This is a genomic window from Ramlibacter alkalitolerans (assembly GCF_016722765.1).
GTDB lineage: Bacteria > Pseudomonadota > Gammaproteobacteria > Burkholderiales > Burkholderiaceae_C > Ramlibacter > Ramlibacter alkalitolerans.
This window is the reverse complement of record NZ_JAEQND010000009.1, coordinates 214,324-229,234: the sequence shown is the minus strand read 5'-3', so window position 1 is coordinate 229,234 and position 14,911 is coordinate 214,324. Positions and strand designations below refer to the sequence as shown.

At 69.4% G+C, this 14,911-nt stretch carries 11 protein-coding genes; 5 read left to right on the top strand and 6 right to left on the bottom strand.

Annotated elements, in window-relative coordinates:
• Nucleotides 1-12: 12 nt before the first annotated feature.
• Nucleotides 13-825 carry a TIGR04290 family methyltransferase gene (locus JI746_RS17600; RefSeq protein ID WP_201691348.1) on the top strand — a complete coding sequence of 271 codons (813 nt, stop codon included), beginning with the start codon at nucleotides 13-15 and terminating at the stop codon, nucleotides 823-825.
• A gap of 45 nt (nucleotides 826-870) precedes the next feature.
• Here JI746_RS17600 and JI746_RS17595 read toward each other — a convergent pair whose 3' ends face one another.
• The gene (locus tag JI746_RS17595) at nucleotides 871-1,896 is read right to left on the bottom strand and encodes a D-alanyl-D-alanine carboxypeptidase family protein (protein WP_201691347.1); all 1,026 of its coding nucleotides are present in this window, start codon (nucleotides 1,894-1,896) and stop codon (nucleotides 871-873) included.
• Nucleotides 1,897-2,055: 159 nt separating this feature from the next.
• Between JI746_RS17595 and JI746_RS17590 the strand changes: the two genes are divergently transcribed.
• Both JI746_RS17590 and JI746_RS17585 read left to right on the top strand, forming a co-directional pair.
• Entirely contained in the window at nucleotides 2,056-3,750 is a 1,695-nt protein-coding gene (locus JI746_RS17590; protein WP_201691346.1) for a thiamine pyrophosphate-binding protein, read from the top strand.
• A 31-nt stretch (nucleotides 3,751-3,781) separates the two neighbouring features.
• Nucleotides 3,782-4,753 carry a Bug family tripartite tricarboxylate transporter substrate binding protein gene (locus JI746_RS17585; protein ID WP_201691345.1) on the top strand — a complete coding sequence of 324 codons (972 nt, stop codon included), beginning with the start codon at nucleotides 3,782-3,784 and terminating at the stop codon, nucleotides 4,751-4,753.
• Nucleotides 4,754-4,858: 105 nt separating this feature from the next.
• On the opposite strand, the gene JI746_RS17580 is transcribed toward JI746_RS17585, so the two are convergent.
• The 5 genes from JI746_RS17580 to JI746_RS17560 all read right to left on the bottom strand — a co-directional run bounded on the left by JI746_RS17580 (nucleotide 4,859) and on the right by JI746_RS17560 (nucleotide 10,856).
• Nucleotides 4,859-5,884: an adenosine deaminase gene (locus JI746_RS17580; RefSeq protein ID WP_201691344.1), complete on the bottom strand. Its 1,026-nt coding sequence runs from the start codon at nucleotides 5,882-5,884 to the stop codon at nucleotides 4,859-4,861.
• A 189-nt stretch (nucleotides 5,885-6,073) separates the two neighbouring features.
• On the bottom strand, nucleotides 6,074-7,243 hold the full coding sequence (locus JI746_RS17575; RefSeq protein WP_201691343.1) for a BMP family ABC transporter substrate-binding protein: 1,170 nt from the start codon (nucleotides 7,241-7,243) through the stop codon (nucleotides 6,074-6,076).
• 38 nt (nucleotides 7,244-7,281) lie between these two features.
• On the bottom strand, nucleotides 7,282-8,202 hold the full coding sequence (locus JI746_RS17570) for an ABC transporter permease (protein WP_201691342.1): 921 nt from the start codon (nucleotides 8,200-8,202) through the stop codon (nucleotides 7,282-7,284).
• A gap of 1 nt (nucleotide 8,203) precedes the next feature.
• A complete protein-coding gene (locus JI746_RS17565; RefSeq protein ID WP_201691341.1) occupies nucleotides 8,204-9,277 on the bottom strand; it encodes an ABC transporter permease in 1,074 nt (357 codons plus the stop codon).
• Nucleotides 9,270-10,856 carry an ABC transporter ATP-binding protein gene (locus JI746_RS17560; RefSeq protein WP_201691339.1) on the bottom strand — a complete coding sequence of 529 codons (1,587 nt, stop codon included), beginning with the start codon at nucleotides 10,854-10,856 and terminating at the stop codon, nucleotides 9,270-9,272. The genes JI746_RS17565 and JI746_RS17560 overlap by 8 nt, the downstream gene beginning before the upstream one ends.
• A 131-nt stretch (nucleotides 10,857-10,987) precedes the next feature.
• On the opposite strand from JI746_RS17560, the gene xdhA reads away from it, so the two are divergent.
• Both xdhA and xdhB read left to right on the top strand, forming a co-directional pair.
• Nucleotides 10,988-12,499, top strand: a complete 1,512-nt coding sequence (xdhA, locus tag JI746_RS17555; protein WP_201691337.1) for a xanthine dehydrogenase small subunit — start codon at nucleotides 10,988-10,990, stop codon at nucleotides 12,497-12,499.
• Nucleotides 12,496-14,805, top strand: a complete 2,310-nt coding sequence (xdhB, locus tag JI746_RS17550) for a xanthine dehydrogenase molybdopterin binding subunit (protein WP_201691335.1) — start codon at nucleotides 12,496-12,498, stop codon at nucleotides 14,803-14,805. Before xdhA ends, xdhB begins: the two co-directional genes overlap by 4 nt.
• Nucleotides 14,806-14,911 lie beyond the last annotated feature (106 nt).

Genomic DNA, 14,911 nt, shown 5'->3' with positions numbered 1-14,911 from the left:
AGGGAGGTCTCCATGGCAGAAGAAACGAGCGAACTGCAGCGCCAGGTCGAGGCGCTCGGCCCCTGGTTCCACAACCTGCACCTGCCCGGCGGGCTGCAGACCGTGCCGGACCATTTCCTGGGCGGCGACTTCCCCAGCTTCAAGTGGCAGCAGATCCAGGGCAGCATTCCCCAGGACCTGAAAGGTTGGCGTGTGCTGGATGTCGGTTGCAACGCGGGCTTCTACAGCTTCGAGCTGGCCCGGCGCGGCGCCGCGGTGGTGGCGATCGACATGGAGCCCCTGTACCTCGCGCAGGCCCGCTGGGCCGCGCGCCAGTTCGGGCTGCAGGACCAGGTGGAGTTCCGCGAGCAGCAGGTCTACGAGCTCGCGCGCTCGAACGAGCAGTTCGACCTGGTCTGGTTCATGGGTGTGTTCTACCACCTGCGCTATCCGCTGCTGGCGCTGGACATCCTGTCGCAGCGCACGCGCCGCATGATGGTGTTCCAGACCCTCTCGCTACCCGGCGAGGAGGTCTACCCCGACACCTCGGACCACCCGATCACCGAGCGCGAACCGCTGCTGGCCGCCGGCTGGCCCAAGATGGCCTTCATCGAGCACAAGTTCTCCGGCGACCCTACCAACTGGTGGGTGCCAAACCACGCCGGCATCGAAGCCATGCTGCGCTCCAGCGGCCTGCGCGTCACGGGCCGGCCGGCCGAGGAGATCTACGTCTGCGTGCCGAACCCGGAGACGGCGGCGTGGAAGTGGGACACGCAGCTGAGTGCGGTGACGGGCCAGTCGCAGGCCAGCCCGGTGCACACCGAGCGCGAGCAGGCGACCGCCTGACCCCGGTCTTCCTCCCTCTCCCAGAGGGGGAGGGAGCAGATCGGATCAGACTTCCCCGTGCTGGTGCAGCCAGCGCTTCACGATCTCGGCATCGCGGATGCGCGTGATCTTGCTGGCCGAGTCGAGGAACACCATGATCAGGTTGCGGCCCTTGACCTGCGTCTGCACCAGCAGGCACTGGCCGGCCTCGGAGATGTAGCCCGTCTTCTGCAGGCCGATCTTCCACGCGCCTTCGCGCACCAGGCGGTTGGTGTTCACGTAGGTGAGTTCGCGGCCGTCGGCGGCCTCGATCTCGTAGCCGCGCGAGGTGGAGTACTTGCGCATCAGCGGGTGCGTGTAGGCCGCTTCGGCCAGCACGGCGAGGTCGCGGGCGCTGGACTGGTTGCCGCTCGACAGCCCGGTCGGATCGACGTAGCGGGTCTGCAGCATGCCGAGCTGGCGCGCCTTGTTGTTCATCGCGCTGACGAAGGCGGACAGGCCGCCCGGGTAGCTGCGCCCCAGCGCATGGGCGGCGCGGTTCTCGCTGGACATCAGCGCCAGGTGCAGCGCCTCGCTGCGCGTGAGCACGGTGCCCACCTGCAGCCGCGAGCTGCTGTGCTTGACGCGGTCGACGTCGTCGCTGGTGATGGTGATCTTGTCGTCCATCGGCAGCCGCGCCTCCGAGACGATCAGGCCGGTCATCAGCTTGGTGAGGGAGGCGATCGGCCGCACGTCGTCGTCGTTTTTGCCCAGCAGCACCTCATCGCTCTCGGTGTCGATCACGTAGGCCACGCGCGCCTTCAGGGGCAGCTTGTCCGGATCGACCGGCAGCATCTCGATGCGGACCACGCGGCGCGGCGCCGCGGCCACCTTCTTCCTGGCCCCGGCCTTCACGGACTTGGCGCGCTTCGCCTGGGCCACTTTCCTGGCTTTCGTGACGTGCTTCGCCTTCGATGCGTGGTGGGTCTTCGTGGCTACCACCTTTTTCGCACGCGGCTTCGCCGCAAAGCTTTCGAGCGGGGCGAGGAAGACGAAGAGGGCCAGGAGGGCCACCCACCAGCGGGTGGAAAGGGTGCGTTGCGCAGCGGTCATCCCTCCTAGGGTGCATCTGTCGGAGAAAGTTCCGGCCATCACGAGGCATTCGCCTACAAACCCTGCCAGGTGCATACGAAGGTGTGGCTCCCGGGCGGCCCCGGTGCAGTTTCTGGAGTGCCCTGCCTATACTCGCCCGCTCAGCTTGAAGGACGCGGAATGACCCCCATGAACGGTGCCGAAGCGCTGGTGCGCATGCTGCAGCTGTATGGCGTGAAGCACATCTTCGGCCTGTGCGGCGACACCAGCCTGCCCTTCTACGACGCGCTGGCCCGGCTGGACCACGGCATGGACCACGTGCTCACGCGCGACGAACGCAGCGCCGCCTACATGGCCGACGGTTACGCGCGCGTGACCGGCCGGCCCGGCGTGTGCGAGGGCCCGAGCGGCGGCGGCGCCACCTACCTGCTGCCGGGCATCGTGGAGGCGAACGAGTCGGCCATCCCGGTGCTGGGCATCACCTCGGATGTATCGGTGGGCGCGCGCGGCAAGTTCCCGCTGACCGAACTCGACCAGCTTGCCCTCTACCAGCCGCTGACCAAGTGGAACACGCGCATCGACCGCGTCGACCAGATCCCGCAGGCGGTGCGCAATGCGTTCCGCGCCATGACCACCGGCCGCCCCGGCGCCACGCACATCTGCCTGCCGTACGACCTGCAGAAGCAGGCCATCGCTGCGCAGGAGGTGTGGGCCCAGCCGGGGCACGACCGCTATCCGGCCTACCGCTTCGCGCCCGATCCGGCCGACGTGGAGCGGGCGGCGCAGGCGCTGGTCGCCGCGCGTTCGCCGGTGTTCCTCTGCGGCGGCGGCGTGGTGATCTCGGGCGCCAGCGCGGAACTCGATCGCCTGGCCACGCTGCTCAACGCGCCGGTGTGCACGACCGTCAGCGGCCAGGGCAGCCTGGCGGGCGCGCATCCGCTGCATGCGGGTGTGGTGGGGACCAATGGCGGCGTGGAGGCCACGCGCGCGGTGGTCGCGCAGGCCGACCTCGTGATGTTCATCGGCGCGCGCGCCGGGTCCACCAGCACCGAGCACTGGAACATGCCGGGGCGCGACCGCACGATCCTGCACCTGGACATCGACGCCATGACCCTGGGCACCAACTACCGCACCGACGTGGCGCTGGTCGGCGACGCCCGGCTGGGGCTGGCCGCGCTGGCGGACGCCGTGCAGCGGCGCATCGCGGACCGTCCGGCCGACGCGGCGGACGGCCGCGCCGTGACGGCGCGGGCCCGCGCGGACAAGCACGCATTCTTCGCCGGCCTGGCCGAATCGCAGGACCGCCCGGTCAAGCCCGAGCGCGTGGTCGATGCACTCAACAAGCTGCTGCCGCGCGAGGCCATCGTGGTCGCCGACCCCGGCACGCCCTGCCCCTATTTCTCCGCCTACTTCGATGCGCCGCAGGCGGGCCGCCACTTCATCACCAACCGCGCGCACGGCGCCCTGGGCTTCTCGCTCTCGGCCGCGGTCGGCGCGCAGTTCGGCCGCCCCGACGCGATGGTCGTCTGCGTGATGGGCGACGGCAGCTTCGGCTTCACCTGCGGCGAACTCGAGACCGTGGTGCGGCGCAAGATCCCGCTCAAGATGGTGGTGTTCTCCAACTCCGTCTTCGGCTGGATCAAGGCCAGCCAGAAGACCGGCTACGGGCAACGCTACTTCTCCGTCGATTTCAGCCGCACCGACCATGCTCGCGTCGCCGAGGCCTTCGGCGTGAAGGCGTGGCGCATCGAGGATCCGGCGGACGTGCACGGCGTGCTGAAGGCGGCGCTGGCGCACGACGGCCCGGCGCTGGTCGACGTGATCTCGCAGGAACTGCAGGACACGGCGGTGCCCGTGAGCCAGTGGATGGGTTGAATCTCCCCTTTTCCAGAAGAAAGGCAGAACGATGAGCAGCAGTCCGAACCGGCGCGTGATCCTGGCCGCCATTGCAGCGATGGCCTGGGGCACGGGCGCCTTCGCGCAGGGCGACACCCCCCTGCGCCTGGTGGTCACCTTCCCGCCCGGCGGCAGCACCGACATCGCGGCGCGCATCATCCAGCCCGAGCTCGCCAGGCGCATCGGCCGCCCTGTGGTGGTCGACAACAAGCCGGGCGCGGCCAGCCAGGTCGCCACCAGCTTCGTGGCCAAGGCGCCGCCCGACGGCAACACGCTGCTCGTGAGCTTCGACACGCATGCGATCAACCCGATCGCCAAGCCGAAGCTGCCCTACGACACCTTCAAGGACTTCGCCGGCGTCACGCTGGCGGTGCGCTTTCCGCTCGTGATCGGCGCCTCCGCTTCGGTGACGGCGAAGGACCTGCGCGGCTTCCTGGAGGATGCGCGCCGGCAGCCGGCGAAATTCAGCTATGCGTCAACCGGCGTCGGCTCGATGAACCACCTGGTGATGGAGGACATCAAGCGCCGCGCCAACGTGTTCGTGCTGCACGTCCCCTACAGCGGTGGCGGGCCGGCGGTGCAGGCGGTGCTGGGCGACGTGTCGCAGCTCACGCTCCTCAGCTTCGCGGCGCTCAAGGGCCAGATCGCCGGCGGCAAGATCAAGCCGCTTGCCGTGACCGGCGCCAGGCGCCTGCCCGAACTGCCGGACGTGCCGACGGTGGCCGAATCCGGCTTCCCCGGCTTCGAGGCCTATTCGTGGATCGGCATCTTCGCGCCGGCGGGCACGCCGCCCGAGACGCTGCGCAAGCTCACCGACGAATTCCGTGCGACGCTGAATTCGCCCGAGGTGCATTCGAAGCTGACGCAGGCCGGCTTCGAGGTGATGGCCACCGACGGCCCGGGCGTGGAGCGGCACGCGCGGCAGGAGTACGAGCGCTGGAGCGCGTTCGTGCGCAGCACGGGGTTGAAGCTGGAGGACTGATCCGGCCGGTGGACCGCACGCGCGGTATCGCAGGCTGGCGGTGAGCCGCGCCAGCGCGCGAACCCCAGCGCCGGGGTTCCGGCGCTTGCGCGCGTCACCACCAGCCTACGCGGCGTTGAACTCCACATCCAGCCGCTCGATGTAGCGCCGCTTCGCCGACGCCTGCGCAAAGCTGCCTTCGAAGCTGTTGCGCGCCAGCTGGTAGGCGTGCCGCACATCGAGGCCCGTGGCGGCGAACGTCTGGAGGAAGTTCGCGTTGATGTAGCCGCCGAAGTAGGCCGGATCGTCCGAGTTCACGGTGGCCACCAGGCCGGCATCGAGCAGCGCCCGCAGGTTGTGCTGCGCCAGGTCGGGGAACACGCGCAGCTTCAGGTTCGACAGCGGGCAGACGGTGAGCGGGATGCGGTCCTGCGCCAGCCGCTGCATCAGCGCCGGATCCCTGGCCGATTGCACACCATGGTCGATGCGTTCGACCTTCAGCACGTCGAGCGCGGACCACACGTACTCCGGCGGCCCCTCCTCGCCCGCGTGCGCCACGAGGTGCAGCCCCAACTCGCGGCACCGCGCGAACACGCGCGCGAACTTCTCCGGCGGATGCCCCACTTCGCTCGAGTCCAGGCCCACCCCGATGAAGCGATCGCGCAGCGGCAGCGCCGCCTCCAGCGTCTCGAACGCCTCCTGCTCGCTCAGGTGGCGCAGGAAGCACAGGATCAGTTCGGCGTCGACGCCCAGGTTCTTCGCATCGGTGCAGGCCCGGTGCAGCCCGCCCATCACCGTCTCCATGCTCACGCCGCGCGCCGTGTGCGTCTGCGGATCGAAGAAGATCTCGGCGCGCAGCACGTTGTCGTGCCGCGCGCGCTGCAGGTAGGCCCACGCCATGTCGTGGAAGTCCTGCTCGTGCAGCAGCACGCTGGCGCCGGCGTAGTAGATGTCGAGGAAGCTTTGCAGGTTGCTGAACGCATACGCCTTGCGCAAGTCCTCGACGCTCGCATACGGCAGGGTCACGCCGTTGCGGCGCGCGAGCTGGAACATCAGCTCGGGCTCCAGCGAGCCTTCGATGTGGATGTGCAGTTCGGCCTTGGGCATCGCGGCCAGCAGGGCCGGCAGGTCGGTGGGGACGGATGCATGCATGGTGGGTACAGCATACGGCGGCGCACGCCGATGGGTAGCCGGAAGCCGCGCGGAAGGGAGGACTCGGGCCACGGGCCGCGGCAAACGCTGGGGTTTCGCTTCGCTTCACCGCCAGCCTACGCAGCCCAAGACAGAAAAAAGCCGGAGCGGCTCGCACCGCTCCGGCTCCGATACGAAGACTGCGAGGCCTTACTTGCCCGCCGCGCCCGGCACCTTGCCTTCCACGCCCTTGACGTAGAAGTTGATGCCGCCCAGGAACTTGTCGTCGGCGTTGGTGCCGCTCGCCAGCACTTCCTTGCCGGCGTTGTCCTGCAGCGGGCCCTTCCAGATCACGAGGCTGCCGTCCTTCAGGCCGGCCTTGACCTTCTCGAGCTCCTGCTTGGCGGTGTCCGGCACGTCCGCGGCGACGTTCACGAAATCGATCGCGCCTTCCTTCACGCCCCACCAGCTCTGGCCCGTGGTCCACTTGTTCTCCAGGACGTCACGCACGGCCTTGATGTAGTACGGCCCCCAGTTGATCACCGCGGAACCGAGGTGCGCCTTGGGTCCGTAGTTGCTCATGTCGCTGTCCCAGCCGAAGGCGCGCTTGCCCATCTTCTCGGCCGTCTGCAGCACGGCGGACGAATCGGTGTTCTGCATCAGGACGTCGGCGCCGCCGTTGATCAGCGAGGTGGCCGCTTCCGTTTCCTTCGGCGGATTGAACCAGTCGCCCACCCACACGACGCGCGTCTTGATCTTCGGGTTCACCGACAGGGCGCCCAGCGTGAAGCTGTTGATGTTGCGCACCACCTCCGGGATCGGGATCGAGCCGACCACGCCCAGCGTGTTGGTCTTGGTCATGGCCCCGGCGATCACGCCGGCCATGTAGGCGCCTTCGTAGGTGCGGCTGTCGTAGGTGCGCAGGTTCTCGGCCGTCTTGTAGCCGGTGGCGTGCTCGAACTTCACGTCCTTGTTGTCCGCCGCAACCTTGAGCATCGGCTCCATGTAGCCGAAGGTGGTGCCGAAGATCAGCTTGTTGCCCTGGCTCACCATGTCGCGCATCACGCGCTCTGCATCGGCCGACTCGGGCACCTTCTCGACGAAGCTGGTCTCGACCTTGTCGCCGAATTCCTTCTCCATCGCCTTGCGCCCGTTGTCGTGCGCGAAGGTCCAGCCGCCGTCGCCCACCGGGCCGACGTAGGCGAAGGCGATCTTGAGCTTCTGCGCGGCGGGTGCGGGGGCCGACGCCGGGGCGGCCGCGGTGGTGGCGGGCGCGGGGGCCGGCGCAGGGCTCTCCTGCTTGCTGCAGGCGGCCAGGCCGGCCACGGCGGCGGCCAGGGCCGCGGCCTGGAGCAGGGAGCGCTTCTTCAAATCGGTCATGCCAGTTCCTCTGGGGGACGGTTGGGGTGAAAGACGAATTATGTTCCGGGATAGAAGGGCTTACCAAGGGAGGCCGGCATGTTGACGCGGATCCAGGCGGGATTGCGCGAGATGAGGGCCAGCACCACGATCGTCGCCAGGTAGGGCAGCATGTTCAGGAATTCGCTCGGCACCTCGACGCCCGCACCCTGCAGCTGGAACTGCAGCATGGTCACGCCGCCGAAGAGATAGGCGCCCAGCAGGACACGTGCGGGCCGCCAGGTGGCGAAGGTGGTGAGCGCCAGCGCGATCCAGCCCTTGCCGGCCACCATGCCCTCCACCCACAGCGGCGTGTAGATCACGGAGATGTAGGCCCCCGACAGGCCGCACAGCGCGCCGCCGGCCACCACCGCCATCAGCCGGATGCGCCGCACCGGATAACCGAGCGCGTGCGCCGCTTCGGGCGACTCGCCCACCGAACGCAGCACCAGCCCGGCGCGCGAGCGATCGAGGAACCATACCAGCCAGATCACCAGGCCGATGGCGAGATAGACCATCGGATGCTGGCGGAACAGCGCGGGCCCGAGCACCGGGATGTCGCCCAGCAGCGGCAGCGAGAAGTGCGGCCGCTCGGGCAGTTTCTCCTGCACGTACTGGATGCCGGCGAAGGCGGAGAAGCCGGCGCCGAACAGGCTCAGGGCCAGGCCGGTGGCGTACTGGTTGGTGTTCATCCAGATCACCAGCAGGCCGAAGGCGGCGGCGAGCAGCGCCCCTGCGCCCATGCCGGCGAGGAAGCCGATCCAGTCGTTGCCCGTGTGCACCACGGTCACGAAGCCGGCGATCGCGGCGCACAGCATCATGCCCTCGGCGCCGAGGTTCACGATGCCGGCCTTCTCGTTGATCAACAGGCCCAGGGCGGCGATGGCGAGCACCGTGCCCGCGTTGAGCATCGAGGCGAAGAGGAGTGCGTACTGGTCCATGTCAAGCCTGGGTCGGCGTGGAAGGCAGGAAACGGATGCGATACGCCATCAGCGTGTCGCAGGCGAGCAGCGTGAACAGCAGCAGGCCCTGGAACACGCCGGTCAGCGACTTCGGCAGGCCCAGGCGCGACTGCGCCAGCTCGCCGCCGATGTAGAACATGCTCATGAGGATGGCCGAGAACACCATGCCCACCGGATGCAGCCGGCCGACGAAGGCCACGATGATCGCGGCGAAGCCGTAGCCCGCCGGCACGTAGGGCGTGAGCTGGCCGATCGGCCCCGCCACTTCCAGCGCGCCGGCCAGGCCCGCGGCACCGCCGGACACCAGCAGCGCCGTCCACAGCGCCTTGCGTGAAGAGAAGCCCGCGTAGCGCGCCGCCGCGGGCGCGAGGCCGCCCACCTGCTGGGCGAAGCCGGCGCGCGTGCGGAACAGGAACACCCAGAGGCCGGCCACGCCCGCCAGCGCCAGCAGCACGCCGATGTTCACGCGCGAGCCCTGCATCAGCCGCGGGATCTGCGTCACCGCCTCGAAGGTCTTGGTCTGCGGGAAGTTGTAGCCCTGCGGATCCTTCCAGGGGCCGAACACCATGTAGTTCAGGGTGAGCGTGGCCACGTACACGAGCATCAGGCTCACCAGGATCTCGTTGGCGTTGAACTTGTCGCGCAGCAGCGCGGTGAGGCCCGCCCACGCCATGCCGCCGACCACGCCGGCCAGCAGGATCGCCAGCACGATCAGGCGGCTGGTGTCCTTGCCCGCCAGCAGCGCCACGCCGCCCGCGACGACGGCACCGATCACGAACTGCCCTTCGGCGCCGATGTTCCACACGTTGGAGCGGAAGCACACGGCCAGCCCCAGCGCGATGATCAGCAGCGGCGTCGCCTTGACCATCAGTTCGCCGAGGCGGTAGGCGGAGTTGATCGGCTCCCAGAAGAACACCTGCAAGCCGCGCACCGGGTCCTTGCCCAGCGCCACGAACAGCAGCGTGCCGAGCAGCACCGTGATCACCAGCGCCAGCAGCGGCGAAGCGATGCTCCAGAAACGCGATGCCTCCGGCCGGGGTTCCAGCTTAAACATTGTTCTTGCCCTGCATTTCCTCCCTCTCCCCCTGGGAGAGGGCTGGGGTGAGGGCACTCCCCGCACCCTCCCGCAACGGATGCACCACCCACAAGCCGCTCATCCACTCCCCGATCAGCGTCACCGTCGCCCGCGCCCGCTCGATGCTGGGCGACAGCCGCCCCTTGGCGATCACGTGCAGGCGGTCGCTGATCTCGAACAGTTCCTCCAGTTCCTCGGACACGACCAGCACCGCGCAACCGGCGTCGCGCAGGGCCAGGATCTCCGAGCGGATCTGCGCCGAAGCGCCCACGTCCACGCCCCAGGTCGGCTGCGACAGGATCAGCAGCTTGGGATTGGCATCGATCTCGCGCCCGACGATGAACTTCTGCAGGTTGCCGCCGGACAGCGACTTCGCCGCCGCCTGCGGCCCGCCGGCCTTGACGTTGAACTTGCCGATGATGCGTTGCGCCTGCTGCCGCAGCGCCTTGACGTCGATCCAGCCGCTGCGGTTCACGGCGTCCGTGCGCGTGAGCAGCAGGTTCTGCGCCAGGCTCAGGCCCGGCACGGCGCCGCGGCCCAGGCGTTCTTCCGGCACGAAGTGCATGCCCAGGTCGCGCCGATCGGCGGGGTCGAGCCGGCCGGCATGGACGCCGCTCACCTGGATCGTCTCTGGCGCCGCCCGCTCGTCCTCGCCCGAGAGCGCGAACAGCAATTCGCGCTGGCCGTTGCCGGAGACGCCGGCGATGCCGACCACCTCGCCCGCCCGCACCTCGAAGCTGATGTCGTCGAGGTCGTGCCCGAACTGGTCCTCGCGCGGCAGGCTCAGGCCGCGCACCTGCAGGACCACGGGGCCCGGCTGGCGCTCGTGGTGTTCCAGCTGCGGCGGCTCGGCCCCGATCATCATGCGCGACAGCGACGCATTGGTCTCGCGCCGCGGATCGCAGTCGCCGGTCACCTGGCCGCCCCGCAGCACCGTGCAGGCAGTGCACAGCTCGCGGATCTCGTGCAGCTTGTGCGAGATGTACAGGATGCTGCAGCCCTCGGAGGCGAGCTGCTTGAGCACCACGAACAGCTTCTCCACCGCCTGCGGCGTGAGCACCGAAGTGGGCTCGTCGAGGATCAGGAGCTTGGGGTTGGTGAGCAGCGCGCGGATGATCTCCACCCGCTGCATCTCGCCGACCGACAGGGTGTGCACCGGCCGCGCCGGGTCGACCTCGAGCCCGTATTCGCGTGCCTTGGCGGTGATGCTGTGCGTCACCTGGTGCAGCGTGAGGCTCTTGTCCAGGCCGAGCCAGACGTTCTCCGCCACGGTGAGCGTGTCGAACAGGCTGAAGTGCTGGAACACCATGCTGATGCCCAGCGCCCGCGCTTCCTGCGGGTTGCGGATGTGGACCGGCTGGCCGTCGAACATCACGCTGCCCTCGTCCGGCTTGACGGCGCCGTAGATGATCTTCATCAGCGTGGACTTGCCCGCGCCGTTCTCGCCCAGGACGGCATGCGTCTCGCCCGGTAGGACCTGCAGCGAGACGTCGCTGTTGGCCACGACCGAGGGATAGCGCTTCGTGATGTGCGCGAGCTGCAAGCGCGGAATGCTCACTCGTCCTGTCTCCACGTGATTGCGGTTTCAGCCCAGGGGGGATGCTGCGAGGGCACGCGGGCCACGCCGGTTCCGGCGGCGGTCTATCCTGTCAGAACTGCAGCCGGAATTGACCCATACTCAGTGCAATTATGGAATCCAGGACGATCCGATTCAGCCGCCGGGGCGAACTCGTCAGCTTGACCAATGTACCACCCGAACGCACGCTGCTGCAGGTGCTGCGCGAGGACCTGGGCGCGACCGGCACCAAGGAAGGCTGCGGCGAAGGCGACTGCGGCGCCTGCACCGTGGTCATCGCCGAGCCGGACCAGGGGAGGCTCAGGTACCGAGCCATCAACGCCTGCATCCGGCTGGCCCACTCGATCGACGGCATGGCGCTGTGGACGGTGGAGGACCTCGCCGGCTCCGACGGCGCCCTGCACCCCGCGCAGGAGGCGATGGTGCAGGCGCACGGCTCGCAGTGCGGCTTCTGCACGCCCGGCTTCGTGATGAGCCTGTTCGGCATGTACCAGAACCATGTGCTGCGCGGCGCAACCGTCACGCGCGAACTGGCGCAGGAAGAGCTGTCGGGCAACCTCTGCCGCTGCACGGGCTACCGGCCCATCCTCGATGCGGCGCAATCCATGGCGGCGCTGCCGCGCATCGAACAGGACGAGCAGGCGATCCTGCGCCAGCTCGAAGCGCTGCACGCGCAGCGCGCGTCGGAAGGCGTCCGCGGCGCGAGCGCCTACCTGGCGCCGCTGGGCTTGCCCGAGCTGCTGCGGCTGCGCGCCGCGCATCCGCAGGCGCAGCTGGTCGCCGGTTGCACCGACGTGGGACTGTGGGTCACGAAGATGCACCAGCAGTTCGGGCAGGTCCTCGACGTGACGCAGGTCCAGGAGCTGCAACGCATCGCGCACGACGAGCAGCACCTCACCATCGGCGCCGCCGCCACGCTGACCAGCGCGTCCGAGGCCCTGGCGGCGCAATGGCCGCAGCTCGCAGCCTTCTTCCAGCGCTTCGCCGGCCTGCCGGTGCGCAACGCCGGCACCCTGGGCGGCAACGTGGCCAACGGCTCGCCGATCGGCGACTCCATGCCGCTGCTGATCGCGCTCGGAGCGCGCGTGGTGCTGCTCAGCGTGCGCGGCGAGCGCGAGCTGCCGCTGGAGCAGTTCTACACCGGCTATCGGCAGAACGTGCTGGCGGGCGACGAGGTGGTCGGCTGGATCAAGGTGCCGCGGACAGGCAGCCCTCACCCCGGCGCTCTCCCGCAGGCGGGAGAGGGGGAGGAGTTCCTGCGCGCGTACAAGATCTCGAAGCGCTACGACGACGACATCTCCGCCGTGTGCCTGGCCATTCGCATGCGCCTGCGGGACGGTGTGGTCGAAGAGATCGGCATCGGCGCCGGCGGTGTCGCGGCCACGCCGGCGCGAGCCGTGCAGGCCGAGGCCGCCTTGCGCGGCCAACCCTGGACGGCGCAGGCGGCGCGGCGCGCCGCCGCGGCACTCGGCGCGGAGTTCCGCCCGATCAGCGACATGCGCGCCTCGGCCGCCTATCGCGCCGAGGTGCTGGCCAACCTGGTCCAGCGGTTCTGGCTCGAGACGCAGGGGCACGCCGACGTCAACCTGGAAAGCTTCCGCCTGGCGGAGGCCGCCCTGCCATGAACGCGCCCGAGAAGTTCGTCACCGGGGCGGCGGCCCAGCCCGCCATCGGCCAGTCGCGCATCCACGAGAGCGCCCGCGCGCACGTCGCGGGCGCGGCCACCTACGTCGACGACATCCCCGAGCTGAAGGGGACGCTGCACGCGGCACCGATCCTGTCCAAGGTGGCGCACGGGCGCCTGCTCGCCGTCGACGCCAGCGAGGCGCTGCAGATGGAGGGCGTGCGGGACGTGGTCCTGGCGCGCGACATCCCCGGCGATCCCTTCCTGGCCACCTTCGTGCACGACGAGCCGATCTTCGCCCGCGACACGGTCGAATACGTGGGCCAGGTGATCGGCGTCGTCGTCGCCGAGACCGTCATGCAGGCCCGCCGCGCCGCGCGCCAGGTGAAGGTCCGGATCGAGCCGCTGCCGGCGCTGATCGACGTGCGCGAGGCCGTGAAGCAGCAAAGCTTCGTGCTGCCGCCGGTGACGGTGCGCCGCGGCGAGCCGGAACAGGGCCTCGCGCGCGCGCCGCACCGGCTCGCCGGCACGCTGGATGTCGGCGGCCAGGAGCACTTCTACCTCGAAGGCCAGGTCGGTTATGCGCTGCCGCTGGAACAGGGCCAGTGGATGATCCATTCCAGCACGCAGCACCCGGCGGAGGTGCAGCACTGGATCGCGCATGCGCTGGGCGTGCCCGCCAGTGCGGTGCGCGTCGACTGCCGCCGCATGGGCGGCGGCTTCGGCGGCAAGGAAACGCAGGCCGGCCACATCGCGTTGTGGGCGGCACTCGCGGCGCGCAAGACGGGTCGGCCCGTGAAGCTGCGGCTGGACCGCGACGACGACTTCCTGGTCACCGGCAAGCGCCACCCCTTCGCCTACGACTACGAAGTCGGCTTCGACGACAGCGGCCGCATCCTCGGCCTGAAGCTGGTGCTGGCCGCCAACTGCGGCTGGAGCGCGGACCTGAGCGGCCCCGTGGCCGACCGCGCGGTGTTCCACGTCGACAACGCGTACTTCCTCTCGGACGTGGAGATCGTCTCGTACCGCTGCCGCACCAACGTGCAGAGCCACACGGCGTTCCGCGGCTTCGGCGGGCCGCAGGGCATGATCGTGACCGAAGCCATCCTCGGCGACATCGCCCGCGTGCTGGGCCAGGACCCGCTCGACGTGCGCAAGGCCAACCTGTACGGCATCGAGGAGCGCAACGTCACGCACTACGCCATGCCGGTGGAAGACAACATCCTCGCGCCGCTGATCGCGCGGCTCGAGCAGGAGTCCGGCTACCGGCGCCGGCGTGCGGAGATCGCGCAGTGGAACGCGGCGCACCCGGTGCTCCGGCGCGGCATCGCGATCACGCCGGTGAAGTTCGGCATCTCGTTCACGGCCACCTTCTTCAACCAGGCCGGCGCGCTGGTGCACGTGTACACCGACGGCAGCGTGCAGGTGAACCACGGCGGCACCGAGATGGGCCAGGGCCTGCACACCAAGGTGTGCCAGCTCGTGGCGGACGAACTGGGCGTGCCCTTCGAGCGGGTGCGCATCAGCGCCACCGACACCGGCAAGGTCCCGAACGCGAGCGCCACGGCGGCCTCCAGCGGCACCGACCTCAATGGGCGCGCCGCGCAGTTCGCCGCGCGCCAGATCCGCCAGCGCCTGGCGGAGTACGTCGCCGACAAGCAGAACTGCCGGCCCGAGCAGGTGATCTTCGCGCACGGCCAGGTGAGCGGGCCCGATGCAGTCATGCCCTGGGAACAGCTGGTGGACGACGCCTGGCATTCGCGCGTGCAGCTGTGGAGCGACGGCTTCTACCGCACGCCCAAGATCCACTACGACAAGAACACGCTGACCGGTCGGCCGTTCTACTACTTCGCCTACGGTGCCGCCTGCACGGAGGTCGCCATCGACACCCTGACGGGCGAGAACCGCGTGCTGAAGGTCGACATCCTGCATGACGTCGGCCACTCGATCAATCCGGCGATCGACATGGGCCAGATCGAGGGCGGCTTCATCCAGGGCATGGGCTGGCTCACCACCGAGCAGCTGGTGTGGGACGCGCAGGGGCAGCTCGCCACCCACGCGCCCAGCACCTACAAGATCCCGGCCACCGGCGACGTGCCGGCGCACTTGCGCATCGCGCTGTGGCCCGAGGCGAATCGCGAGGACAACGTCGGCGGCAGCAAGGCCGTCGGCGAGCCGCCCTTCATGCTGGCGATCAGCGTGTGGGAGGCGCTGCGCGATGCGGTGGCCGCCGCGACCGGCCATGCGCGCGTTGCGCTGGACGCGCCGGCGACTGCGGAGAACGTGCTGAAGGCCTTGCACGGCTGACGCGCGTCAAGGCAGGTGCGCCGCCCGGCGGCGCACGGCGCCTCCGCCGGTACCGCTTTCCTATACTCGCCCCGACAAGCCCCGGCACAAGGGGCGGGCCCCGGCA

What these genes read in the sequence shown, in the direction of transcription:
- JI746_RS17600 (WP_201691348.1), top strand. Translation starts at nt 13, where the DNA reads ATGGCAGAAGAAACGAGCGAACTGCAGCGCCAGGTCGAGGCGCTCGGC.
- JI746_RS17595 (WP_201691347.1), bottom strand. Translation starts at nt 1,896, where the DNA reads ATGACCGCTGCGCAACGCACCCTTTCCACCCGCTGGTGGGTGGCCCTC.
- JI746_RS17590 (WP_201691346.1), top strand. Translation starts at nt 2,056, where the DNA reads ATGACCCCCATGAACGGTGCCGAAGCGCTGGTGCGCATGCTGCAGCTG.
- JI746_RS17585 (WP_201691345.1), top strand. Translation starts at nt 3,782, where the DNA reads ATGAGCAGCAGTCCGAACCGGCGCGTGATCCTGGCCGCCATTGCAGCG.
- JI746_RS17580 (WP_201691344.1), bottom strand. Translation starts at nt 5,884, where the DNA reads ATGCATGCATCCGTCCCCACCGACCTGCCGGCCCTGCTGGCCGCGATG.
- JI746_RS17575 (WP_201691343.1), bottom strand. Translation starts at nt 7,243, where the DNA reads ATGACCGATTTGAAGAAGCGCTCCCTGCTCCAGGCCGCGGCCCTGGCC.
- JI746_RS17570 (WP_201691342.1), bottom strand. Translation starts at nt 8,202, where the DNA reads ATGGACCAGTACGCACTCCTCTTCGCCTCGATGCTCAACGCGGGCACG.
- JI746_RS17565 (WP_201691341.1), bottom strand. Translation starts at nt 9,277, where the DNA reads ATGTTTAAGCTGGAACCCCGGCCGGAGGCATCGCGTTTCTGGAGCATC.
- xdhA (WP_201691337.1), top strand. Translation starts at nt 10,988, where the DNA reads ATGGAATCCAGGACGATCCGATTCAGCCGCCGGGGCGAACTCGTCAGC.
- xdhB (WP_201691335.1), top strand. Translation starts at nt 12,496, where the DNA reads ATGAACGCGCCCGAGAAGTTCGTCACCGGGGCGGCGGCCCAGCCCGCC.